This window comes from Bacillus sp. BS98, assembly GCF_008432245.1.
In the GTDB taxonomy this organism is placed as follows: Bacteria; Bacillota; Bacilli; order Bacillales; family Bacillaceae_G; genus Bacillus_A; species Bacillus_A toyonensis.
Genome location: NZ_CP043830.1, coordinates 2,008,797 through 2,031,391, shown reverse-complemented (window position 1 = coordinate 2,031,391; position 22,595 = coordinate 2,008,797). Strand labels below are relative to the sequence as shown.

Here is a 22,595-nt window from a genome sequence, read left to right as displayed (position 1 = left end):
ATTATAAAGTATCTCACCATGATTTTTTAACATTTACGTTTTTTCCTATTTATATAAGTTCTCACTATGAACTTATATACACCATTCCTACTTGCCTCTTAGATTACTATTATACTGCATTAAAATGAAGGGACTCCTTTTCTTTAACATAAAAATGAATTAGAAAAGATAATAAAATTAGGAGGATTACGATGGCCCGTCTTGATTCATTACATCCCATTGTAGAAAAAATAATCAACAATATTGAAAAATTAATGGTCGGAAAACGAAAAGAAACGATTTTAACCATGACAGCTCTTTTAGCTGAAGGTCATGTACTATTAGAAGATGTTCCTGGCGTTGGGAAAACAATGCTAGTACGCACTCTTTCTAAATCCATTGACGCCGATTACAAGCGGATTCAATTCACACCTGATTTACTGCCGTCAGATGTAACAGGTGTTTCTATTTATAATCCGAAAGAGCTCCAATTTGAGTTCAAGCCTGGACCAATCATGGGGAATTTTGTACTTGCTGATGAAATTAATCGTACATCCCCAAAGACACAATCTGCCTTACTTGAAAGTATGGAAGAAGGCACTATCACAATAGATGGCATTACAAGATCGTTACCAAAACCTTTCTTTGTCATGGCTACACAAAACCCGGTCGAATATGAAGGAACATATCCTTTACCAGAAGCTCAACTCGATCGTTTCTTGTTGAAGCTAACAATGGGATATCCTACACCAGAAGAAGAATTTGAAATTTTAAACCGGATGGAAAAAACAAACCCACTCTCCCATTTACAAGCTATTACAACAATAGAAGAATTACTTTATTTACAACAAAGTGTACGGGAAGTAAGTATGGACAAAGCAATCAAGCATTACATTGTAAAGCTTGTTAATCAGACTCGTTCTTATAGTTCTATACAGCTAGGTGCAAGTCCACGTGGCTCAATTGCTTTAATGAAAGCTTCACAAGCTTATGCATTCATCCATGGTAGAAATTATGTTATTCCAGACGATGTTAAATTTTTAGCTCCTTACGTTTTAGCTCACAGACTCATTCTAAAAATGGAAGCAAGATTTGAAGGAATAACAGGAGAACAAGTTATCGCCAAAATCGTTGCACGAACTACTGTGCCGACTCAAAGGACGAAGAACCTTTGATGAAGCGACTACTACGAGCACTATATCACGTTACGAAGTTATCGCTAATCCCTTTATGCGTAGTCTTAACATTTGTGTATGCTATGCTTCAAGGAGGATTTGTAAGTTGGTTTTTGTTTTACAGTACGATTCCTATTGGCCTTTATTCACTACTACTCCCCTTCTACGCTTTACGGGACGCTGAAGTAAAACGAATAACAAACCAAAACAAATATGCAGCAGGAGAACAATTTGTAAGCACGATTACAATAAAAAGAAAATTTCCTTTTCCCTTACTTTATTTAGTTATAGAAGATGAACTGCCACCACCATTTACAAGTTGTAGACAAGCAAAGATGAATAAGGTCATACTCTTTCCGGGATTGAAACGAAATATTTCGTTTCAATATGTTATTGATACAATCCCTAGAGGAGAGCACACTTTTTCAAGCGTACGTGTCAAAACTGGCGATCTATTCGGTATGATAGAGAAAGAAGTAACTTTTTCAGTTCCAGATACATTTTTAGTCTATCCCCAGTATGTAGATATAGCGTATCGACAATTGGAAAATCATTTCGAACAAGGGGCGCTTTCAGCAAATATACATTCAGCAAAAGACTCTACAGTCTCTGTCGGCGTCAGAGACTATAAACCTGGTGATCGCTTTTCATGGATTGATTGGAAAGCAACTGCACGAACAAACAATATTATGACGAAAGAGTTTGAACAACAGCGTAGCCATAATATCATGATATTCATGGACAGAACTGAATCCCCTCTATTCGAATCAGTCGTAACGTTTACTGCCTCTATTGTAAGGGCTGTCTTGAAGCAAAATTCACCAGCGTCATTCGTGTCTGTCGGAAAAGAACGAACTATTTTCCCATTAGACAATGGAGATACTCAGTTGCAACAAATCTTTTGCCATTTAGCGAAAGTACAAGCAGACAGTGTATTCCCGCTCTCCCAGAGTGTAGAAATGGAATTAAGAAAAATGTATCAGCCCGTCACGATTATACTCGTGACAAGCGGTCTTTCTCCCGATATTCAAAAGGCGGCTGACTGTGCTGCTATAAAAAATAGAAAATTAATGGTGTTTGTCGTGAAAGAAAAAGCGAATCAACTCTCACATCGAGAACTAAGTATACTAGAAACTCTACAAAAAAGAAAAATATTTGTAAACGCGGTTTATGAAAACCGGTATGCAAACGTGTTTTTTGAGGTGAGCAAATGATAACATTACATACAAAAAAACAATTGGATATGAACAGTTTTTACATGCATGCATGCGCATTTCTACTTTTACTAGAATGGCTAAGACCCCTTATAGGTATTACAAACGTAGGTAGATTAGATATTTTTGTAATATTTATAGGAATTTGCTTCACTCTCTCTTTTTTTCAAACGAGGTGGCAAATTGCTATAAAGATCATCACGATTTTATTCATCATTCATTTCCTATATTATAAAAATGCTTTTATAAATCCATCTTGGCTAACGAAATTTTTTACTGATATTTCTCAAAATTCCTCCCTGTTATTCCAGGGGAATTTGCTAGATATTTCTCCAGTTTTTCCAACAGTTTTATTTTTTCTATCATTTTGGTTTTTGAGTTCTTTCATCTCTTTTTGGATGATTCATAAAAAACGTGGGTTGTTATTTCTTGTATTGACTATTATTTATATCACAACTTTTCATAACTTACATTTATACAATGCAAACTACGCTATTATTCGTACTGTTGTCATCGGATTTTTTATGCTTAGTCTTCTTCGAATAGAACGAATAAAAGAGATGGAACACTTACAAAATTATGATAGAGAAATCTCAAAATTACTTAGACCTCTTACAATATTTATTGTATTGTCAGCAACCATCGCATACTTTGCTCCAAAATTCGGCCCTCAATGGCCAAACCCAATGAATTTTTTAAAATTCAACACATCCGAAGCGAGTAAAAAACAAGAAGTTTCTACAATTGGGTATGGTTTAGATGACTCGAGATTAGGTGGTCCTTTTCAGGCTGATCCTACAATTGTTTTCACAGCACAAACGCAAAACAAACAATATTGGAGAGTAGAAACGAAAGATTTTTATACAGGAAAAGGCTGGGAAGTTTCTGAAAATCAAAAAAAGATTTCTTTTAAAAGTAAAAACGACGTCGTGAGCTGGTACGAACAAAATACAAAAACGGAAACAACCGAAGCAACCATCACCATGCAAAAAAGTGATTTTCACCTTACCTACCCAGCAGGATTAGTATCAGTTGAGGCTTCCTCAGATGTATCATACAGCGTTGACCCATTTTCTGAAAAAATCTATACGATGCACGGAGACTCCTCTACTACTTTACATTCATATAAAGTAACGTATGAGATCCCGGAATTTCCCATAGAAAACTTGAAAGCTGTAAACACGAATGAAGGTCAAGAAACAAATCCTTATTTCATGACAAAGTACACACAACTTCCCGAATCATTACCACAGCGAGTAAAAGACTTGGCTGTCAATCTTACAAATGATAAAGACAACCGGTATGATAAAGTATTAGCTATCGAAAATTACTTCACAGACAACTCTTTTGTATACGAAACAATGAATGTTTCATTCCCTGCCAAAAACCAAGATTATGTAGATCAATTCCTTTTCGATACAAAAAGCGGCTACTGTAATAATTTTTCGACGTCTATGATTGTACTACTTCGTTCTGCCGGGATTCCTGCTCGCTGGGTAAAAGGTTATACAGAAGGAACTCTTGACAATACACTTGCCTCTGCAGAAGGTCAGGATATTTATAAAATCACGAACGATAACGCACACTCTTGGGTCGAAGTATATTTCCCAGGATATGGATGGATTCCATTCGAACCAACAAAAGGATTTACCAATCCCTATAATTTTATAAATAATACGCCTGCTCCTATTTCACAAAATAGCGAAGCAAATAATTCTAATAACCAGCAAATACATCAACGAAATAATGAAGCAAAACTTAAAAGTTTAATAGAAAATACAGAAGAAACTTCTACTAAAAAGGTCACAAATTCTAAAACTAGTTTTTCTTGGTGGTACGTATTCCTCTCTACGATACCAATTAGTATCATCGGATACATTCTCTTCACTACTAGAATGAAATGGATTACATTTTTTATTATTCTTTTCTATAAATACCGAAAAGATGATGTTGTTTATCAAAAAGCTTACGACGCACTTTTAAAACAATTTGCGAGAATTGGCATACCACGGGGGGAAAGTCAAACATTCCGAGAATACGCTCTCCGCATCGATACACTTTACAACTCGGCCGATATGCAACAACTTACTTTCAGTTATGAGAACGCTATGTATCAAAACGGACAGACCGCAGCCGAATGGAAGAAATCCGTACACTTATGGGAAGTGCTTATGAAAAAAGCAGCTTCTCTACCTAAATCAAATGAATTCGATACAGTGATTTAATCTTGATCATGTGAGTTTAAAGAAAATACCTCAAAGAGCAACTTTGTTCTTTGAGGTATTTTTTAATAACTATAATAAAAGATAACAAACTCCTAATTATTCCCCAAGTACCTTCTCAATCTCAACCTCTAAATCAACTGGCTTCGTTTGCGGCGCAAAACGCCCTACTACTTTCCCATCTTTTCCAATTAAAAACTTCGTAAAATTCCATTTCACTGCTTTCATACCGAGTAAACCTGGCGCTTGTTCTGTCATGTATGTATACAGAGGATGAGCCTTATCACCTTTCACATCAACCTTTGCAAACATCGGGAAGTTTACACCGTAGTTTAATTCACAAAAACTAGTAATGTCCGCTTCTGTACCTGGTTCTTGTCCTCCAAATTGGTTACAAGGGAAACCGAGTATTTCTAGTCCTTGGTCTTTATATTTATCATATACTTCTTGTAATCCTTTATACTGTGGTGTAAATCCACATTTACTAGCTACATTTACAATAAGAAGTGCTTTTCCTTCGTAATCTTTTAACGATTTATCTTCACCTGTTATTGTTTTAGCTGAAAAATCATAAACTGTCATTGTTCCTACCCCTCTCTATACTATTATTCTATGTTTATACTATACTACATTCGTGAATATACAGCTTCTATTACATACTTACACACCGAAATGATAGCGCTTTATTTATGTTCGAAAATTCGACACAAACTACTAGACTTTTAGAATGGAAAGTTTTACAATTGAATTGTGAACAAAATGTGACAGTTTATATTCTATTATAATAGAAAAGGATGGTGTTTATTATGAAAACTGCACAACCTGAAACGATTTCAAATCGCGAGTTTTATTTCGTACTATATATGATGTTATTGTATGTTACTGGTTGGGTAATCGATGTAAATGGTTTATTCTTAAGCTCCTACTTTAATTTAGCAGGAGAGATTACGCTTCCGATCGTTGGTGGCATTGTTGGACTGTTCGTTATGTCTATCAATAAAGAACAAACGAAATAACAACACTTTAAAAAGGCAGAAGACGAGCTTTCGTTTTCTGCCTTTTTCTATTTTAGCGTATAATAGAAACATACAGTAACTAAGGAGTGGTAACGATGAAAAAAGTAGAGCAGTTATCTTCACACCTATATCTTATTGATGATTTTGATTTACAACATAATGAACGAACTGGTACGTATGTTTTATTAGGTGACGATATTACTTTAATTGAAACTTGTGCAGCCCCTTCTCTTCCGTATATTTTAGACGGCTTACAACAATTACATATTGATTTAAACGATGTAAAAAACATTATCGTAACACACGTTCATTTAGATCACGCTGGGGCAGCTGGTTTAATGATGGAAAAGTGCCCAAATGCTACTTTATATGTGCATTCTCGCGGTGCTCGTCATATGATTGATCCAACAAAACTAATTTTAGGCGCAAAAGCTGTATACAAGGATGATTTCGATAAACTTTTCGATCCAATTCTTCCTATAGAAGAAGAACGCGTTCATATTGTACAACATGATGGTACGTTAAAAATTGCAGAAGACCGCATCCTTACATTTTATGATACACCTGGACATGCAAAGCACCATATTAGCATTCATGATTCATTAACAAACGGCATTTTTACTGGTGATACAATTGGCATTTATTATAGAGAGCTTGCAGACCTTGGTGTAGAGTTATATTTACCATCAACGTCCCCTTCGCAATTTCAGCCCGATGCGATGATTGCTTCTAAAAATCATATTCAAAGTATGAATGTAGATACTATTTATTTCGGTCATTACGGCGCTTCATCCAATGTTACAGAAGTATATAACCAACTAGAACATTGGTTACCTATTTTCGTTCATACTGGTAAAGAGGTCTTTGAAAAGTATAATGATTTCGATGAGGCTACTAAAGCATTACAAACTTTATTAATGGATAAAATCTCTTCTCACCTTACAAAATTAAACGTCCCATCCGATCATTCCGTTTATAACATTTTACATCTAGATATAGAAATTAGTGCGATGGGTATTATTGATTATTTCACGAAGCAAGAAAAAACAAATTCCACTATTTAATAACAGTAAAAGAAGAGATATACAACAGTAGTTATTGTATATCTCTTCTTTGAATATATTTTTAGTAAAGGATGGTGGAATGGAATGCAAAAAGTAATGCTATACCTCTGCTTTACATTATTTATCGTCTTATTATTATTTGTTGGAGTAAAAATTCAATTTTATTTAGATACAGACGCGCAGGTGAACTTTAACGTTTATCCAAGATTATTCTACTTTACACTCTTCCCTCTTATAGTTGGTATTTTATTACGGTTCCTTCAATCTATTAATTACGCAACGAGTAAACAAAACTGGAGCTTTCAGCCGGATAAATTTATTGCTATTACAGTGCCTACACTATTCATTTCCTTTTCCCCTGCATTACTCTTTTCACCACTTGGCGAATACTTACCTTATTTAGCTAATATCATTCTTATAAATACAACTTTTGTTACGATTATTAGTTTAATAGCTGGTTATTCACTATTAGATTGTTTTATACAAAAAGATACTGCAAATATGAAAAAATATAATTGATAACCAATTTTTAAGTGTTGCTGATTAGGACATTTTGTTTATAAGTGCGCTATTATTTGTAAAAATCGCCATAAATGAAAAGGGGAATTCTGTTAAAATAAAGTTGGTCGTATATTATGTCAAAATGCATTTTAACCAAGGAGATTTATTATGTATAAATTAGGGGCTTTCTCTTTTCTAACGGTTATCGCAAGTATATTTTCTTTCTTTATCCTTAGAGGACCTAATGCGAATTTAACGTTAATTATTGTGACTCTAAGTATACTTTCATTACTCGGTATTATTTTTGCAATCGCATCAAAAAATTGGTTATTCGGAATAGTTGGTACTGCATTAAATGGCGTAATATTATTAGTTGTATACTTCCTATTGCTAGCAAAAGGCATAGGTGGTTAATATATTTACGTTTCAATAAGAAAAGCTCAGAGCTTAGACTCTGAGCTTTTTTACTTATCTCACCTTTTCGTCTACATACTCCATAAACTGCTCCGCTTTCATAAATCTTTCTTTATATGCCTCAGGTACTTCTTCTAGTTTTATTGCACCGGTTGATTTTGTCTTCACTCGTACTATTTCATGTGTCATTAAAGCTTCCATATAGCGATCAAACTCTTCTTGCGTTAATACTTCTCTACTTGATTTATGACCATTTAATTTATCAAAGTATGGTTGAAGGCCCATACTTACCTTTTTCATTTCTTCTCTTTTTGCTGGTGATAATGCATCATAATCAATATTACCGTTCGAATCCCCGTACGCAAGCTTTGCATTTGTTAATTTCTTTAGTTCTTTTGTAAACTCTTCATATTCTTTCGCATCCATTTCATCTTTCGCTTCTGATAATTTTGCATTAAAACGCATATACGCTTCTAACGTCATCGCTCCGGCGTGTTTTTTTAAATTCTCAAAAGATCCGTATATACCATCCGCCATAATAGATTGATACGCAAAACCAGTCGTCGGGATTAAAAGAGCTGCTGCAAGTACTCCTGCGATAAGGCGTTTTTTTCTCTTACTTCCACCACGCTTCATTTTTATTTGAACGATTACTTTTTCTTTCAACTCCGGCGAGGCAACAATCCTCTTGGCTTCTTCTTGTATAGATTCTCGGACTTTACAATCTAAACTCATTTCATATTCCCTACCTCTCCTAAAAAGATTTCTTCTACTTGCTCTTTTTGACGTATTTTTTTTAATGTTGCGTGAATTCTAGATTTCACAGTACCAATTGGAATATGTAATATTTGTGCTACTTCTTCTTGTGAATAATCGTGTAAATATCTTAAGATAATAACTTGTTTCAATTTATACGGTAATTTATGAATGAGTTCGATTAGTTTTTGGTTTGATATTTTACTTACAACATCGTTAGAAAAATCAATTTGTACTGGTTTTCTTTGCTCTTCTGCTTTTTTTACAATTCGTAGTCGCATCCACCTCTTTCTTCTATAAGAGTGAATTTCTTTAATCGCGAGTCCAATTAGCCAAGGACGAAATGGCTTCTCGCTATCATACTTACGAAGCGATTCATATAGTTGTATGTATATTTCTTGAACGACATCATCTACATCTGTTTTATCGTCTAGTAAAAAATGTGCTGTCTTATATACTTCTTGAATCGTTACATCATACAACTCGCTATACGCTTCTTTATTTCCTGATAAAGTTAATTGAATTAAATCTGTACACACTGTTTCACCTTTCATATACCATCCCCCTTTGTCTTACACTTTATATTGGCAAGTAATTCATATTTCGTTCGATTTTTTAAAGTTTTTTATATAAATTAATATAATGATTCACTGAGTTCATAAGCTTCACTTATAACCTTGCATAACTATTATATAATTTTCCAATTTCTAATGACGCTTTAAAATGATTTATATAATCAAATTTAGGAGGATATATGATGAAAGCTATCGTTGTAACGTCGTTCGGTGGTCCGGAAGTGATGAAATATACTGATGTGGATATGCCGACTATTTCAGACAATCAGGTGTTAATTCGTGTTGTTGCTACTAGTGTTAATTTTGCCGATATTAAATCACGTTATGGCAAAAAAGGAAATAAAACATTTCCTTTTATTCCAGGGATAGATGCCACTGGTATTGTAGAACGAGTCGGTTCTCAAGTTAAAAATATTCATCCTGGACAGCGTGTCATTGCTTTTCCTCAAAATGGATCTTACGCAGAATATATTGTTGCAAATGAAAATCTTACTTTCGTTTTACCTGATGAAGTTAATTTCCAAACTGCAGCCGCTTGCCCTATCGTATCTTTTACAAGCTATAATTTACTCACAAATGTTGCAAGGCTTCAACAAGGTGAATCTGTACTCATTCATGCAGCTGCTGGCGGAATTGGCACTACTGCTATTCAACTTGCAAAACTATTAGGGGCTGAGAAAGTTATCGGTACTGTCGGAAGTGAAGCAAAAAAAGAAATTGCTTTAGACGCTGGAGCTGATTATGTTATATGTCATCAAGATGAAGATTTTGTAGAGAAGGTCAATGAGCTGACAAATGGCGAAGGGGTTGATGTAATTTTAGATTCTATTTCTGGAACGGTTTCGGAAAGAAGTTTAAAATGTCTTGCTTATTACGGACGCCTCGTTCATTTCGGCAATGCGAGCGGTGAAATTGGCAATTTCAAAACGAAAGACTTACACGCAAGTTGCCGTTCTATACTCGGATTCAGCTTCGGCACTACACGGAAAAAACGTCCTGAATTACTCCAAGAAACTGCAAATGAAGTTTTCCGTTATTTGCGTGATGGAAGTTTGCAAATTAAGGCTACAAAATCTTTTCCCTTTATAGATGCAGGGAAAGCACATGAATGGGTCGAAAGTAGAAAAAGTACAGGGAAAGTAATACTAAACGTTCAGTCCCCTTCCTGAAATGAATACTTGAAACAGAGGTGGCATTCATGGGATCAAGAATTATGCATGTGATTATCGCTAACGGTATTGCTGAGAAACTATGTATTCAAGATAAAACTTCTTTCTTACTTGGAGCTGTAGCCCCTGATGCTGTTCATTCAAAAAAAGAAAAAGGCACCTCACATTTTTATGCCGGTACAACGAAGAACTATACGAGAAGAATAGATTATGATTCATTTATTCATAAATATGAAGAACATATAGATTCCCCATTTATTTTAGGCTATTACACCCACCTCATTGCCGACGATAATTGGCTACAAGGCTTTTTTCTACCTTGGCTAAAAAATAGAATAGAAAATGACGAAACTATCGCACCTATGTACTATAACGATTTTAAATTGTTAAATGCAAAGTTGCTTCATCATTACGACAAAGAACAACAGCTATTCTCTCTTCTTAATCAAGAGGCTCACATTGTGGATATCACAGAAGTTTCTAAAGAAAATGTTTTAGCTTTTCGAACATACCTTTTTGAAGATATGTTGTATCCAGAGCAACATTTGCATGAAGAATTACAGGTGTTCACGTTTAATCAAATTGTCGGTTATATTGAAACCGCTATTGAGAAAGGCGCTTTTTATATCGAACAACTGTCGAATAAAAAGTCCACTTCAAATATTTAATCCCCCTCATTTTATACGAGGGGGATTTTTCCATAACATCATTATTTGTTCTTTTCCATAACCGCAAAATAATTCCCTTCACTATCAGCAAAGTTAAACACTTTACCAGAAGGCATAGTTACCATTTCGCCAACTGTAACATTTTTATTTGTTAAATCTGTATATAATTGATCAAGATTTTCTGAGAAGAACATTAAGGATGGTGTACCAAGATTCAATTCTGGGCTCATTTTCGAAATAACTTCTTTATTATGTAGTATGATACTCGTTTCTGCATCTTGAGTTGGAGCGATTTCAATCCATCTCATCCCTTGCTTGTTATCTTCCTCTGCTACTACATGAAACCCTACCTTTTCCGTCCAAAAATTTACTGCCTCATCTTGATTATTTACATATAACATAATTTGTCCGACTTTATGAATCATTTGTATTCCTCCTAATGGTTTTTATATTCTATGTAGGTTTCTACAAGTGCTATTGTTATTCCTTTTGAGTTGATATGTACTTCTTTACAAAATTTATCGACTTACTCGTTCACTACTTTACCAACGAACAAAATAAGACGTAACTACAAATAGTTACGTCTTTCCCATTATTTATCTAGGCTTTTTCTTCCCAGTAAATGCTGGTTTCTTTTTCTTCGGTGCTTTCGGTTTCGTTTCTACAAATGATCCGTTGAACATTTCTTGCTTCGTAAACACAATACCTAATTTTTTCGCAAATTGAAGTAATTTACGCTCTTCTTGTTCTGTTACAAGAGACACGACCGTTCCTTCTTTGCCCATACGTCCAGTACGTCCTGAGCGGTGAATGTATTGGTCTACAGTGTCAGGTAACTCTAAATGAATTACATGTGTTAAATCATCAATATCTATTCCACGTGCTGCAATATCAGTAGCAAGTAGAATTTCTAATTTTCCGCCGCGGAAAGCACGCATCGTCGCTTCACGTTCTTGCTTACTTGCCTCTGCATGAAGAGCTGCTGCTTTCATTTTACGGAATTTCAATTTCTGAGTAATTTCATCTAAACGGAATGGGTCATTTAAGAAAGCAACTGCTTTTACATCGCCCATATGCATAATTCTTCTTACATAATCATTTTTTTCGCGTCGCTCACAAATGATATACGTATGCTCAACTAAGCTTTTTGACTCTGCACGTGTTACACGTACTAATTGTGGTTCAACTGCTAAATCACTTGCTGCATCTTCTGCTGCTTTTGTCATTGTCGCTGAGAAGAATACTAATTGACGATCGCGCATCGTTGATTTAATTACATCCTGTGCAGCACCCATCATCTTTTGTTTCACTATTTGATCGAACTCATCAAATACAATCGTTTTCACTTCATGCATCTTTAGCTTTTTCATACGAATTAATTCTAAAATACGTCCTGGTGAACCAACAATTACTTTCGGGTGTTTCTTCAATTTTTCCACTTGGCGCTTAATATCTGCACCACCAATTAAAGATGCACCTGAAATATCAGTTCCTGCTGTAAATTTTTGAACCTCTTCATGAATTTGCATGACAAGTTCACGCGTTGGAGCTAAAATAACAACTTGTGGCTGTTTTACTTCAGGATTAATTTTATGTAAAAGTGGTAATAAGTACGCTAATGTTTTTCCTGTTCCAGTTGGAGATTCAGCTATAACGTCTTGTCCTTCTAAAATAGTTGGAATCGCTTGTTTTTGAATTTCAGTTAATTCTTTAAAACCAGCCTTCTCCCAAGCTTGTTGTAAAAATGGTTGCATATCTTTTATCATTTGTTTTTCTCCTTTATCTCTATTTTTGAAGAAAATGCTGTATTGTTCGCACCGTTTCTATCATGTGTGAAATAACAGCTATTAAATCATCAACATGGTCTTCTGTAATCGCTTTTTGAAATAGAACCTCTACCTTATTATGATATGAAATCGCTTGCTTATTATATTCGTATGAAACTTTTTGCATAATCATTCTTTCTTTTCCCCATATAGAACGCATGAAAGTTTCAATTTCTTCACATACTCCTTCTGGCTGTTCTATCGGGAATGAAAATGCTAACTTCATTTCACATCCTGGTGTAAACTGAGGCACTTCTAGTATTTCACCAGACAAGTTCTTTGCATCCACAGATAATGAAAATGTCGCTTCTACTAATGGTTCGAACGGTTCTGTTAACTGAAACGAGATATGATATATACGACTTAATGAAGCAAGGTCCATCATATCTTTTCGATCTGTTACAAGAATATCACCATGTAAGTCAAAATCATAAACAGCACCTTCTACGATTACTTTTAAATTGTCAAAAGCAGTTGGATCAAACATAATTTCCTCCAAAAAACAGGCGCCTTTCGATGGAAAGGCGCCACTTGATGTATATATAGTTTACAGATAAACGCGATGAATTACAACCTTTTAGAATAAACCTACTGCTTTTCCATTTTCATTTACATCCATTTGCAGTGCTGCTGGTTGTTTTGGAAGACCTGGCATAGTTAACATTGTTCCTGTTAATGCAACGATAAACCCTGCACCGATAGATGGTTTTAATTCACGAATTGTTACGATAAAGTCAGATGGACGACCTAACTTTGTTGCATCGTCAGAAAGAGAGTATTGTGTTTTCGCCATACAAATTGGTAGGTTACTCCAACCTTCTCCTTCGTATTGAGCTAATTGCTTACGTGCTTTCGGAGCAAAATCAATATCTTTTGCGCCATATACTTTTTGAGCAATTGTACGAATTTTTTCTTCTAATGGTAATTCTAATTCATAAAGTGGCGCGTAGTTATTTTCACCTTTTTCGATCTCTTTTAGTACTTTTTCAGCAAGGTCAACTCCACCTTGGCCACCCTTCTCCCAAACTTCTGTTAAGGATACTGCATAGCCACGCTCATTGCACCATTCTTGTAAGTATGTAACTTCTGCATCTGTATCTGTAATGAATTTATTAATTGCAATTACGAAAGGTACACCGAAGCTTTGAATTGTTTCAACATGCTTCTGTAAGTTCTCCATACCTTTTGCTAATGCATCTACATTTTCTTCTTTTAATCGATCTTTTGCTATGCCGCCATGCATTTTAAGCGCACGAATAGTCGCAACAATAACAACTGCTTCTGGTTTAATGCCAGCTGCACGAGCTTTAATATCTAAAAACTTCTCTGCGCCTAAATCTGCGCCGAATCCAGCTTCTGTAATAACATAATCACCTAATTTTGCTGCCATTGTTGTAGCGATAACACTGTTACAACCGTGAGCGATATTCGCAAATGGTCCGCCATGAATGATAGCTGGTGTATTTTCTAACGTTTGTACTAAGTTTGGTTTTAATGCGTCTTTTAGTAGTAATGTTAACGCACCTTCTACACCTAAATCTTTAACCGTTACAGGTTGGTTTGCAAAGTTATAAGCAACTACGATGCGAGATAAACGTGCTTTTAAATCTTGAATATCCGTTGCAAGACAGAATACGGCCATAATTTCCGATGCTACTGTAATATCAAAACCGTCTTCACGTGGTACACCTTGAACTGGTCCACCAAGACCAATTACGACGTTACGAAGGGCACGATCATTTAAGTCAACACAGCGTTTCCAAACGATTTTACGCGTATCAATTCCAAGTGTGTTTCCTTGTTGGATATGATTATCAATAAACGCCGCTAACGCGTTATTCGCAGTTGTAATTGCGTGAATATCTCCAGTAAAGTGAAGGTTAATGTCTTCCATTGGTACAACCTGTGAAAAACCACCACCTGCTGCTCCGCCTTTTAGTCCCATCGTTGGTCCAAGAGATGGTTCGCGAAGTGCAATTACTGTTTTCTTACCAATTTTATTAAAAGCTTGACCTAAACCAACTGTTACTGTTGATTTACCTTCTCCAGCTGGAGTTGGGTTAATCGCTGTTACTAAAACAACTTTACCGTCTTTCTCATCCTGTAAGCGCTTAAAAATATCAAGAGATAACTTACCTTTATAATGCCCATATGGCTCTAATTCATCTTCTAAAATATTTAAATCAGCTGCAATTTCTTGAATCTTCTTCATACTCGCTTCTTGTGCGATTTCAATATCGGATTTAACTGTTGTAGTAGTTGTCATATACCCTAGTCCCCCTTTAATTGGTTCTGATGATATTGTATCAGTTTTTTGTATTTTCTGCACTTATTTACCTCCTAAAAATTCTTTCATTTCTTTATACGTTTTTTAACATAAATACCCATAAGAATGTTAAGGATTGTTGTAACTCTGTGGGTAGTTGACCTAGCATCTTTTCATTTACTCCGCGCTTATATACACCAATGCCATCTACAACTTCAAAATCTTGTTCTTTCGCTAACTGTTCAAATTCCCAAGGCATCATCGTATTACAAACAACGTCTTTGCCGTATAAACGAGGATAACTGTTCTCTCGAGGCTTTGCTGTCGGTCCTAAAATTGCAATACATGCGTATCCATCTTTCTTTAAAACACGTTTTATTTCATTTAATGCTTGTAATGGATTTTCAGTCCATTCTAAAGAGTTAATGGCCATAATCGCTTTAAATTGTTCATTTTCAAATGGTAAAGCGGAAAGATCTCCTTTCACAAAAGATAAATTTGAATCTTCCCCACGTTCTTTACCTTTTTGAATCATAATTTCCGATAAATCTACTCCAACTGCTTTATAGCCAACGCGACTTAATTTATATGTACCGTATCCATCACCACAGCCAACATCTAACACTTGAGCTTCTTTCTCTACGTACTGTTCAAAAAATGGAATAATTGTACTCCTGCTCCCGCTATCCCACATTTCCTGACTATTTTGATTCCAATATTCCGCACTACTATCCCACTTCTTCTCTGCTGATTCATGCCAATTGAATTTCGTCATACATTCCCCTACCTTCACGTATTATCATTCAATTCATTCTACATCATTTTCCAAAATCCCTGTTTATCTTCATAAGGAGATAGAGTGAAACTTTAATTAGTGGCGGTTTTATTCGTTCCCACTGATTATTAGCCCACACCAATCGAGCTTTTACAGACAACCCGGCTCCTACATAACTTCTTTACTCTAGCCGATTTTGAAATAGAAGTTTTACTGCCCGCAAATAGCGGGATAAGTAAGATAACAACGAAATCTATTTTCTCCATTTTTTGCTTTACTTGGGTTTAACTCATACTCATGCTCTTCTCATTTTGAAAGATACTATAGATACACCCAATTGAAAGAGAGGGATGTACATGCGAAGAAAGAGAAATCATCATTTTAAAAGTGGTGAAAAAAATGAAGAGTATGCAGCTGAAATATCTCCAGCCGGCATTCCAATTAGACATGAGCGCAAAGAAATTGCAAATGAAATAGAAGGTACAAATACCGGAGCAATGATAGGCTATGTCGCATTATTTCTTTCGTTATTCTCAATTGCTTTTTATCCAGTTACACTTGGTTCTCTTGCGATTTTAGTTGGTTTATTAGCTGTTAATTTCGGAGCAAGAACACTTGGATATACAGCAATTGGTTTTGGTAGTTTTTCTGTTTTATTTACTTTACTTTATCCGCTTGCTTTGTCAGCGTTTTAAAAAAACACACCAAGTTATACTTGGTGTGTTCATTCATGATACAACATAATATGACCGCATCCACAACAGTGCTTTGCTGTAATTTCTTGAAAGACCGGATAATTCTCTTCATCCCTATGTTCAATAAATACTTTTTCAAATCGATACATGTTTGGCGCATATGCCCAATCTTGTTTCGTACGAGCGTACAACGTTGAGGAAAAAAACTCCTCACCACCGCAAACGATGCATGTATTCTTCATCACTATCCCTCCTATGCTTGTCTTACTTCATCTATATGAACATAAGCATAAAAAAAAGACCTTCTATTACTAGAAAGTCTTTTCTGAAACAAAAAGAAATGTACCAAACATCCCTACTCCGCTATATTCTTTCGTAACATCAGCTTCTGTTTTAAACGTTTGCTTTACAGTCATAAAGAATACACCATTTCGTGCATCTGTACTTTCAAATTGTAGCTTTTCTTTTTTACCATCTACATTTTGTGTGCATTCAAAACTACTCTCATCACATTTCAACGCATACTTATCCTCTACATACGAATTAAAATCTGATTCTTTCGGACACGTAATAAGCAATATCGCCACGAGAATAATACTTACAATACCCACAATTGTATAATATTTCTTCATTTGTTCTCCTTTCAAATGACAAGAAAACTTGACTTCATGCGCCAAGTTTTCTTAGTCAACAACCCATTGCCACTCTTGTTCTTTCTTATCAAAAATGAGCCAACCTGTTTCTGTTGCTTCCTCTTTCAATTCATCGATATTATCTAGTACCTCATCCGTACTTTCATACGAACCAACTACATATACCGGAATTTCAAGACCTCTTCTTGATTCAATTTTCCCTGCTAAATCAATATAAAGACCATCTTCCATTAATGGAATAAGCCCCATAATCACTTCTTTTGAAATTGCTGGGAAAATTTTTGATTTTTGGAAGAAAGAAAAACGTTTCTTACCGAAAGCACCGAGTTTATAAGGAATGACTTTACTTAACATTCCAACAAAATCAGCTATTCTACGGTAATACACTTTGTTGTACCACCCGTCATCATGTGAAAAATAAACAAATCTATTTTTCAACAACGGAAAGAATGTTCTTGCAAGTGGTTCTTTTTTGTGAGCCAAATATAACAGTTCTGCAATTTCTTTTGGCTCTAATTCATCTAAATCGCTTGCATCATCAAAATCTACCCAACAAAATTCATCAAATTCATCAATCTCTGCTTGAATTAGCTTATGTATATTTTCTTCCTCAACATATTCAAATAAAGTATGATAATGAAAATCCGTCCATTCAAAGTTATGCTTCAAAAGCAAAACTTGATGAAGCGGTGAAGGGATGTTACTTGCAAACTCTTTAAACGTAATTCCTGATGTAATAAAACAATGACCTCGACGATTACCATTAATATATATCATATTCTTTACTTGGTCAGATCCTCCAGACAAAGCACCTAGCCACCTTCGTTTTATATGTTTCAATTCTATAGCATATTTTAACATGAAAAATTTTAGAAACATAGAAAAAACTTCAAAAACTATTTACAATTTCATGTGTTTTATTACATAGTGATTACAAGAAAAAACGCCTGCTCGTAAGCAGGCGTTTTTAAAGGATTTCATCTGGGTTTTGAGGATGATGATTTCCCTCTTTCTTTTCATCTTTTTGGAACATCGATTGAATTTTATCAATTGTTTGTGGAGCTAATTCAATCATTTTTTCTGCTAAATGTGTCGCATTTTGTAGATGCAAAATATTTACTCCATCTTTATTCACCACAAGAAATGCTACTGGTGTAATAGAAACACCACCCGCGCTACCGCCACCAAATGCAGGGTTACCGTTCGCTCTTTGTCCATCATTCGTTTGGAAATCAGAACCTCCTGCTCCAAAACCGAACGCTACTTTAGAAACCGTTAACACTACACCACCGTCAGCCGTTTGAACAGGCTCTCCAACAATCGTATTCACATCGACCATTTCTTTTAAATTTTCCATTGCTGCTTTCATTAACCCTTGAATTGGATGATCCACCGTTCATAACCTCCTTTGTCATATCTTTCCTAGTTTTTCCGAAAGTTTGTGAACTAAACATAAAATTTTATATTGATTTCAAAAAACTTAAGTTGTAATATTTAGAAAAATAAAAAAGAGGTCGATTCGTTATGATGCGAAAATTAACAAAGAAAGATCATGAACAAGTATTCGCTTACCTAAAAGAAGAAGCATCCATTAACTTATTTATTATTGGAGATATTGAAGCTTTCGGTTATGATACAGATTTTCAAGAATTATGGGGAGTATTTGAAGAGAACGGAACATTAAAATCGATTTTACTTCGCTTTCACGATACATTTATACCGTATAGTAAAGAAAAGTTTGTGGTCACTGACTATGAGGCACTTCTTTCCGCATATAAGCCGCTTAAACTCTCTGGCAAGTCAACTATTGTAGAAAGATTTGAAACTGCTCCAACTGTACAACTAGGCGCCAAAAATGAAATGTATTTTTGCGAATGCCAAGATGACAACAACTTACCTAACACACCAATTCATGAAACAATTAAACTTGCCTCACTCGATGATATAGAACGAATTATGAAATTACGAAGTGACATCGCTGAATTCCCGACTGCAAATGAATCTGAAAAAATGTTAAGGCAAGCTATCGAAACAAATACAGGACGTACATATTATATTGAAAAAGACGGTGCAATCATCGCATCCGCCTCAACTTCCGCTGAAAATTCATTATCTGCCATGGTTGTTGGCGTATGTACGCATCCGAACTACCGCGGAAATGGATACGCTTCGCTTATATTGCAAAAAATGATTCAAGACTTTACGAAAGAAGGCCGAACACTTTGTTTATTTTATAACAATCCAGTTGCTGGACGAATTTATAAACGACTAGGGTTTAAAGACATCGGGATGTGGACGATGTATCGATAATAAGAAGTACTCTATAAGAGGAAATAGTTGTAACTTAGCAATAAAAGCCGATTACACAAAAACTTCACACCGTTATTATGAAGAAACTACTTGAGGAGCGAGGACTCTAACTAAAAAATGTTATGCATTCAAACTAAATTTAGACAGATAAACGCCCCAATTGTTGCATCTACTCCAGCAATTGGGGCGTTTATCCTCAAATTCTTTCCACTATATTTATGAAACATTTATCACACTTATGTCGCTATTATCTTTACGTACAAATGCCCTTCTAAATATTACTGCGCCTTATTATACTTTGCTTTAAAATCAATATATTCCTGTTTCGCATCTTGGTTATTACCTTGGTGACTATTAAAAGATGTATGTATTTGTGATATGTATTTTACTAACTTGCCTTCATCATTTCTTTTCTTATAATTTATTACAATACTTACTTCCAATATCTGCTTTGAACCATTTTTAGAATCAATATGCAATGCGATTGATCCACCATCATATTCATCATATTGTATTTTCAACTTATCATTAATGATACTCTGAAACTCTAATTCAGTTAGTTTGTATCCAACAGTACTAGGCTGATCAAACTTTTTTATATCACCTCCGGGCTTCATCTTTAGTTTCCCTATCCCTTTTAAACGATCTACAATTAAGTTCACATATGAAACATCCAGATTCGATTCCGGACTTTGTACCTGTCCATTTTTATACATAATATTGGTACGATAAACAACTTCTTCTTTATTACCTTTGCTGTCTACTGCTGAAGTAACCTCTTGTGTTGTATTTCCATATAAACTTTTATCTTTCGTATTATATATCCCTTCCGAAGTTTGATAGATTGTTTTTCTATGCTCTCCATCTTCCTTTTGTTCAAATGTACTATATATACCTCTTTGTTCCACAAAAGCATACCCATCATCACTCGCAGACATAACCTTTTTCATATCACCTTCATCCAAAGCTTTGACAAATGGCTCATACTCTATCTTCGTCTCCCCAAAACCACATCCACTTAATAAACTTGATACTATTAACAGAACTATCATCATCCTAGCTTTCTTCTTTAACTTCATACTGACACCCCGTTGATTTCTCTAGGCATTTTTAGGTTCATTACATTCCCATTTTGATAGTAATATAGTTCACCTTTACTTACCGGTATTTATTAACTCATACAGATTATATTGAAGATACTTTAATTTTTAATAGCATTGATTTTTATACAATCCTTAATTACTTATATATTCTATTCGAATTTTCAGAAACCAAAACTTATTTTATTTCTTTGGCTTGCTTTTTTTCCTTCTCTTCATAAAGCTTTAGTCTTTTCTGACGTTCCCTTTCATGTTCCTCCCACGAAATATAAAATGATGGAAATTTAAATCTACAATAGGCTAATAATTGGAACTCTGCTGCACCTATGGCTACCGCGTACATGATTAAAGTTCCTCCCGCATACAATCCTAAAATATTTAGTGTATAATCATTATGCACATAAATTAAAATGAGAAGAATTAACACATAAATTACAGCACACTTTATTGCAGTCCTCTTTGTTTTACTAAAAAATGAAGAGGATTCTTCTCCCTTATTAAATGCCCCTTTACTTGCCTGTCTAAAAGTATCAATAGTCGCTAAAATATGTAAAATGACTGCACCTAAAAATAATAACCCAACATACATTAATGTAATTTGATCAATTGAATAATTTGACATTCCTGGAATTATCAACATTGTAAATGTTATAGTGCCTAGCTGAAATGCATATAATAGTACCACAAGTGTTTGTAGTTTCTGTAATTTAAATGGCATCTTAGGAAACAGATAAATAATTAAAAAAATTACTTGAAGACTATAAAACACTAACTCAAGGCTAACAATTATTTTATCAAAGAGAGTCGGGTAATAACTCCAACCAAACCTTATTAACCCTCCAATAAGAAAAAACATTATTAATGAAATAAAAAACATCGTTCCAAACATAACCCCTGTCGCCCAATCGGGACTTAAGCGATTCTTGCAAGTATTTTTAAATTCATTTAAATCTTCTTCTTTTATATTCCACACCCTGACATTTCACCTTCTATACAGTTTAAATAATTTTCATTCACTAAAATTCTATTACATTCTTAATATTTTTAAGTACATAGATCTTTGTACAACTAAATTCAGATAATCTTTTAGGTATATCATTACTATATTAATTACCATAATCATCTAATCAGAATGCCTTTTGATGGTTCAAGTAGTGTTCTTTTTCCTCAAAAGTTCCAAATATTCTTCTTTCAATTAAGTATAACCGTCTTCTTGTCACCTTCATCCAATGCCTTTATTAGACTCTCATACTCTATTTTGATTTACCAAAACTATACGCGCTCAGTAAAACCTAACTGTTATCACAATAACTATTTTTTACTACCCCTTTACTCATATCTTCACAACATTTATCGTTCTCAAAATTCAATTAAAATATATTTTTTTTGATTTATATACTCTTTTTCATAATTTACATATTCTTTTTTGGAACTGTGATTATTATCTTCCCTGGTATGATAATATGTTGAAATCTCTTGATTGCGTTTTATAAGCTTATCTTCTTTTTTTTCTTCATAATTTACCGATATTGTTATTTGTGTTATTCTCATTTGATTTTCTTTTGTATTATTAGGCGTATTAAATTCAATCATCAATATTGCAGAATCAAATTTATCATATTTTAAATTCAACTTATCATTCATGATGTTTTTAAACTGTAATTCAGTTAAATCATAGCTTATTATGCTCGGTTCACTAGATCTTTTTGTATCTTCACTCGGTTTCAATTTACTAAGTTCATTTAATCCTCTAAACATTAATTTTACATATGAAACATTCATAGCTTGATCCTGGGCTACTGAACGGGATTTTTCATTTTTTAAATTTGTACTATAGACCGTGTCTTTTTTGTAATTTTGATTACTACCAACGTTTTTATCATTTTTTATATCAGTAACAACCTTTTGAGTTGTTTTCCCATATAAGTCGTCTTCTTTCACATTATATACTCCATGGGTTGTTTGATATATTATCCTGCTATGTTCACCATCTTCTTTTTCTTCATAAGTACTGTCGCTAGTCTCTTCTTTCACATATGCATATCCATCATCACTCGCAGACATAACCGTTTTCATATCACCTTCATCCAATGCCTTTACTAATCTCTCATACTCTATTTTTGTTTCCCCGAAACTGCACGCGCTCAGTAAAAACGTTACTGTCATTACAATAACTATTTTTTTAACTAACCTTTTACTCATGCCATAACTACACCT

At 34.5% G+C, this 22,595-nt stretch carries 27 protein-coding genes; 11 read left to right on the top strand and 16 right to left on the bottom strand.

Going from position 1 to position 22,595, the window contains the following annotated elements:
- Positions 1-191 precede the first annotated feature (191 nt).
- The 3 genes from F0362_RS10645 to F0362_RS10635 are packed head-to-tail and all read left to right on the top strand — an operon-like array spanning position 192 to position 4,593.
- Positions 192-1,154 carry an AAA family ATPase gene (locus F0362_RS10645; RefSeq protein ID WP_000113093.1) on the top strand — a complete coding sequence of 321 codons (963 nt, stop codon included), beginning with the start codon at positions 192-194 and terminating at the stop codon, positions 1,152-1,154.
- Positions 1,154-2,368: a DUF58 domain-containing protein gene (locus F0362_RS10640; RefSeq protein ID WP_000826184.1), complete on the top strand. Its 1,215-nt coding sequence runs from the start codon at positions 1,154-1,156 to the stop codon at positions 2,366-2,368. The genes F0362_RS10645 and F0362_RS10640 overlap by 1 nt, the downstream gene beginning before the upstream one ends.
- On the top strand, positions 2,365-4,593 hold the full coding sequence (locus F0362_RS10635; protein WP_000631294.1) for a transglutaminase TgpA family protein: 2,229 nt from the start codon (positions 2,365-2,367) through the stop codon (positions 4,591-4,593). Before F0362_RS10640 ends, F0362_RS10635 begins: the two co-directional genes overlap by 4 nt.
- Before the next feature lie 96 nt (positions 4,594-4,689).
- On the opposite strand, the gene bsaA is transcribed toward F0362_RS10635, so the two are convergent.
- Entirely contained in the window at positions 4,690-5,172 is a 483-nt protein-coding gene (gene bsaA / locus F0362_RS10630) for a glutathione peroxidase (RefSeq protein ID WP_000219426.1), read from the bottom strand.
- A 224-nt stretch (positions 5,173-5,396) separates the two neighbouring features.
- Here bsaA and F0362_RS10625 point away from each other — a divergent pair, with 224 nt between their 5' ends.
- The 4 genes from F0362_RS10625 (at position 5,397) to F0362_RS10610 (ending at position 7,585) form a co-directional block, all read left to right on the top strand.
- Complete coding sequence (locus F0362_RS10625; RefSeq protein WP_000844989.1) at positions 5,397-5,606, top strand: DUF3925 family protein; 210 nt, start codon at positions 5,397-5,399, stop codon at positions 5,604-5,606.
- Positions 5,607-5,701: 95 nt separating this feature from the next.
- Positions 5,702-6,670, top strand: a complete 969-nt coding sequence (locus F0362_RS10620) for an MBL fold metallo-hydrolase (protein ID WP_000754963.1) — start codon at positions 5,702-5,704, stop codon at positions 6,668-6,670.
- A gap of 84 nt (positions 6,671-6,754) precedes the next feature.
- On the top strand, positions 6,755-7,189 hold the full coding sequence (locus F0362_RS10615; RefSeq protein WP_001174537.1) for a hypothetical protein: 435 nt from the start codon (positions 6,755-6,757) through the stop codon (positions 7,187-7,189).
- A gap of 150 nt (positions 7,190-7,339) precedes the next feature.
- Complete coding sequence (locus F0362_RS10610) at positions 7,340-7,585, top strand: hypothetical protein (RefSeq protein WP_000277250.1); 246 nt, start codon at positions 7,340-7,342, stop codon at positions 7,583-7,585.
- Between the two features lie 54 nt (positions 7,586-7,639).
- Here F0362_RS10610 and F0362_RS10605 read toward each other — a convergent pair whose 3' ends face one another.
- Positions 7,640-8,320: a DUF3600 domain-containing protein gene (locus F0362_RS10605; RefSeq protein ID WP_097837753.1), complete on the bottom strand. Its 681-nt coding sequence runs from the start codon at positions 8,318-8,320 to the stop codon at positions 7,640-7,642.
- Positions 8,317-8,895, bottom strand: coding sequence for a sigma-70 family RNA polymerase sigma factor (locus F0362_RS10600; protein WP_149889756.1), 579 nt, complete (start codon positions 8,893-8,895; stop codon positions 8,317-8,319). The genes F0362_RS10605 and F0362_RS10600 overlap by 4 nt, the downstream gene beginning before the upstream one ends.
- A gap of 203 nt (positions 8,896-9,098) precedes the next feature.
- On the opposite strand from F0362_RS10600, the gene F0362_RS10595 reads away from it, so the two are divergent.
- Together F0362_RS10595 and F0362_RS10590 are read left to right on the top strand one after the other, a co-directional pair.
- Positions 9,099-10,085: a quinone oxidoreductase family protein gene (locus F0362_RS10595; protein ID WP_000644650.1), complete on the top strand. Its 987-nt coding sequence runs from the start codon at positions 9,099-9,101 to the stop codon at positions 10,083-10,085.
- Positions 10,086-10,114: 29 nt separating this feature from the next.
- Positions 10,115-10,753, top strand: coding sequence for a zinc dependent phospholipase C family protein (locus tag F0362_RS10590; protein ID WP_000535614.1), 639 nt, complete (start codon positions 10,115-10,117; stop codon positions 10,751-10,753).
- A 41-nt stretch (positions 10,754-10,794) separates the two neighbouring features.
- Here the strand turns inward: F0362_RS10590 and F0362_RS10585 are convergent, their stop codons facing one another.
- The 5 genes from F0362_RS10585 to F0362_RS10565 form a co-directional block, all read right to left on the bottom strand.
- On the bottom strand, positions 10,795-11,178 hold the full coding sequence (locus F0362_RS10585; RefSeq protein ID WP_000581484.1) for a VOC family protein: 384 nt from the start codon (positions 11,176-11,178) through the stop codon (positions 10,795-10,797).
- A gap of 171 nt (positions 11,179-11,349) precedes the next feature.
- Positions 11,350-12,519, bottom strand: a complete 1,170-nt coding sequence (locus F0362_RS10580; protein WP_000588604.1) for a DEAD/DEAH box helicase — start codon at positions 12,517-12,519, stop codon at positions 11,350-11,352.
- 19 nt (positions 12,520-12,538) lie between these two features.
- Positions 12,539-13,066: a hypothetical protein gene (locus F0362_RS10575; protein WP_000460213.1), complete on the bottom strand. Its 528-nt coding sequence runs from the start codon at positions 13,064-13,066 to the stop codon at positions 12,539-12,541.
- A 90-nt stretch (positions 13,067-13,156) separates the two neighbouring features.
- A complete protein-coding gene (locus tag F0362_RS10570; RefSeq protein ID WP_033658414.1) occupies positions 13,157-14,845 on the bottom strand; it encodes a formate--tetrahydrofolate ligase in 1,689 nt (562 codons plus the stop codon).
- 94 nt (positions 14,846-14,939) lie between these two features.
- Positions 14,940-15,620, bottom strand: coding sequence for a class I SAM-dependent methyltransferase (locus F0362_RS10565; protein WP_000160054.1), 681 nt, complete (start codon positions 15,618-15,620; stop codon positions 14,940-14,942).
- A gap of 356 nt (positions 15,621-15,976) precedes the next feature.
- Here F0362_RS10565 and F0362_RS10555 point away from each other — a divergent pair, with 356 nt between their 5' ends.
- Positions 15,977-16,315: a hypothetical protein gene (locus F0362_RS10555; protein WP_001253195.1), complete on the top strand. Its 339-nt coding sequence runs from the start codon at positions 15,977-15,979 to the stop codon at positions 16,313-16,315.
- A gap of 29 nt (positions 16,316-16,344) precedes the next feature.
- Here the strand turns inward: F0362_RS10555 and F0362_RS10550 are convergent, their stop codons facing one another.
- The 4 genes from F0362_RS10550 to ytfJ form a co-directional block, all read right to left on the bottom strand.
- Complete coding sequence (locus F0362_RS10550; protein WP_000798747.1) at positions 16,345-16,557, bottom strand: hypothetical protein; 213 nt, start codon at positions 16,555-16,557, stop codon at positions 16,345-16,347.
- A 69-nt stretch (positions 16,558-16,626) separates the two neighbouring features.
- Entirely contained in the window at positions 16,627-16,947 is a 321-nt protein-coding gene (locus F0362_RS10545) for a hypothetical protein (RefSeq protein ID WP_000761186.1), read from the bottom strand.
- 51 nt (positions 16,948-16,998) lie between these two features.
- Positions 16,999-17,775 carry an oxalate:formate antiporter gene (locus F0362_RS10540; RefSeq protein ID WP_000014090.1) on the bottom strand — a complete coding sequence of 259 codons (777 nt, stop codon included), beginning with the start codon at positions 17,773-17,775 and terminating at the stop codon, positions 16,999-17,001.
- Positions 17,776-17,935: 160 nt separating this feature from the next.
- A complete protein-coding gene (gene ytfJ / locus F0362_RS10535; protein WP_000349987.1) occupies positions 17,936-18,361 on the bottom strand; it encodes a GerW family sporulation protein in 426 nt (141 codons plus the stop codon).
- Positions 18,362-18,492: 131 nt separating this feature from the next.
- On the opposite strand from ytfJ, the gene F0362_RS10530 reads away from it, so the two are divergent.
- Entirely contained in the window at positions 18,493-19,278 is a 786-nt protein-coding gene (locus F0362_RS10530; RefSeq protein WP_000984776.1) for a GNAT family N-acetyltransferase, read from the top strand.
- Positions 19,279-19,556: 278 nt separating this feature from the next.
- Here F0362_RS10530 and F0362_RS10525 read toward each other — a convergent pair whose 3' ends face one another.
- From F0362_RS10525 to F0362_RS10510, 4 genes are all read right to left on the bottom strand, one after another.
- A complete protein-coding gene (locus F0362_RS10525) occupies positions 19,557-20,357 on the bottom strand; it encodes a DUF3952 domain-containing protein (protein ID WP_000768481.1) in 801 nt (266 codons plus the stop codon).
- Positions 20,358-20,556: 199 nt separating this feature from the next.
- Positions 20,557-21,351 carry a hypothetical protein gene (locus F0362_RS10520; protein WP_000267158.1) on the bottom strand — a complete coding sequence of 265 codons (795 nt, stop codon included), beginning with the start codon at positions 21,349-21,351 and terminating at the stop codon, positions 20,557-20,559.
- Between the two features lie 218 nt (positions 21,352-21,569).
- The gene (locus tag F0362_RS30890) at positions 21,570-21,617 is read right to left on the bottom strand and encodes a hypothetical protein (RefSeq protein WP_229163603.1); all 48 of its coding nucleotides are present in this window, start codon (positions 21,615-21,617) and stop codon (positions 21,570-21,572) included.
- Between the two features lie 120 nt (positions 21,618-21,737).
- Positions 21,738-22,580: a DUF3952 domain-containing protein gene (locus F0362_RS10510; protein WP_149889755.1), complete on the bottom strand. Its 843-nt coding sequence runs from the start codon at positions 22,578-22,580 to the stop codon at positions 21,738-21,740.
- Between the last annotated feature and the right edge of the window lie 15 nt (positions 22,581-22,595).

Coding starts and splice junctions, on each gene's coding strand:
- F0362_RS10645 (WP_000113093.1), top strand. CDS start 192: ATGGCCCGTCTTGATTCATTACATCCCATTGTAGAAAAAATAATCAAC.
- F0362_RS10640 (WP_000826184.1), top strand. CDS start 1,154: ATGAAGCGACTACTACGAGCACTATATCACGTTACGAAGTTATCGCTA.
- F0362_RS10635 (WP_000631294.1), top strand. CDS start 2,365: ATGATAACATTACATACAAAAAAACAATTGGATATGAACAGTTTTTAC.
- bsaA (WP_000219426.1), bottom strand. CDS start 5,172: ATGACAGTTTATGATTTTTCAGCTAAAACAATAACAGGTGAAGATAAA.
- F0362_RS10625 (WP_000844989.1), top strand. CDS start 5,397: ATGAAAACTGCACAACCTGAAACGATTTCAAATCGCGAGTTTTATTTC.
- F0362_RS10620 (WP_000754963.1), top strand. CDS start 5,702: ATGAAAAAAGTAGAGCAGTTATCTTCACACCTATATCTTATTGATGAT.
- F0362_RS10615 (WP_001174537.1), top strand. CDS start 6,755: ATGCAAAAAGTAATGCTATACCTCTGCTTTACATTATTTATCGTCTTA.
- F0362_RS10610 (WP_000277250.1), top strand. CDS start 7,340: ATGTATAAATTAGGGGCTTTCTCTTTTCTAACGGTTATCGCAAGTATA.
- F0362_RS10605 (WP_097837753.1), bottom strand. CDS start 8,320: ATGAGTTTAGATTGTAAAGTCCGAGAATCTATACAAGAAGAAGCCAAG.
- F0362_RS10600 (WP_149889756.1), bottom strand. CDS start 8,895: ATGAAAGGTGAAACAGTGTGTACAGATTTAATTCAATTAACTTTATCA.
- F0362_RS10595 (WP_000644650.1), top strand. CDS start 9,099: ATGAAAGCTATCGTTGTAACGTCGTTCGGTGGTCCGGAAGTGATGAAA.
- F0362_RS10590 (WP_000535614.1), top strand. CDS start 10,115: ATGGGATCAAGAATTATGCATGTGATTATCGCTAACGGTATTGCTGAG.
- F0362_RS10585 (WP_000581484.1), bottom strand. CDS start 11,178: ATGATTCATAAAGTCGGACAAATTATGTTATATGTAAATAATCAAGAT.
- F0362_RS10580 (WP_000588604.1), bottom strand. CDS start 12,519: ATGATAAAAGATATGCAACCATTTTTACAACAAGCTTGGGAGAAGGCT.
- F0362_RS10575 (WP_000460213.1), bottom strand. CDS start 13,066: ATGTTTGATCCAACTGCTTTTGACAATTTAAAAGTAATCGTAGAAGGT.
- F0362_RS10570 (WP_033658414.1), bottom strand. CDS start 14,845: ATGACAACTACTACAACAGTTAAATCCGATATTGAAATCGCACAAGAA.
- F0362_RS10565 (WP_000160054.1), bottom strand. CDS start 15,620: ATGACGAAATTCAATTGGCATGAATCAGCAGAGAAGAAGTGGGATAGT.
- F0362_RS10555 (WP_001253195.1), top strand. CDS start 15,977: ATGCGAAGAAAGAGAAATCATCATTTTAAAAGTGGTGAAAAAAATGAA.
- F0362_RS10550 (WP_000798747.1), bottom strand. CDS start 16,557: ATGAAGAATACATGCATCGTTTGCGGTGGTGAGGAGTTTTTTTCCTCA.
- F0362_RS10545 (WP_000761186.1), bottom strand. CDS start 16,947: ATGAAGAAATATTATACAATTGTGGGTATTGTAAGTATTATTCTCGTG.
- F0362_RS10530 (WP_000984776.1), top strand. CDS start 18,493: ATGATGCGAAAATTAACAAAGAAAGATCATGAACAAGTATTCGCTTAC.
- F0362_RS10525 (WP_000768481.1), bottom strand. CDS start 20,357: ATGAAGTTAAAGAAGAAAGCTAGGATGATGATAGTTCTGTTAATAGTA.
- F0362_RS10510 (WP_149889755.1), bottom strand. CDS start 22,580: ATGAGTAAAAGGTTAGTTAAAAAAATAGTTATTGTAATGACAGTAACG.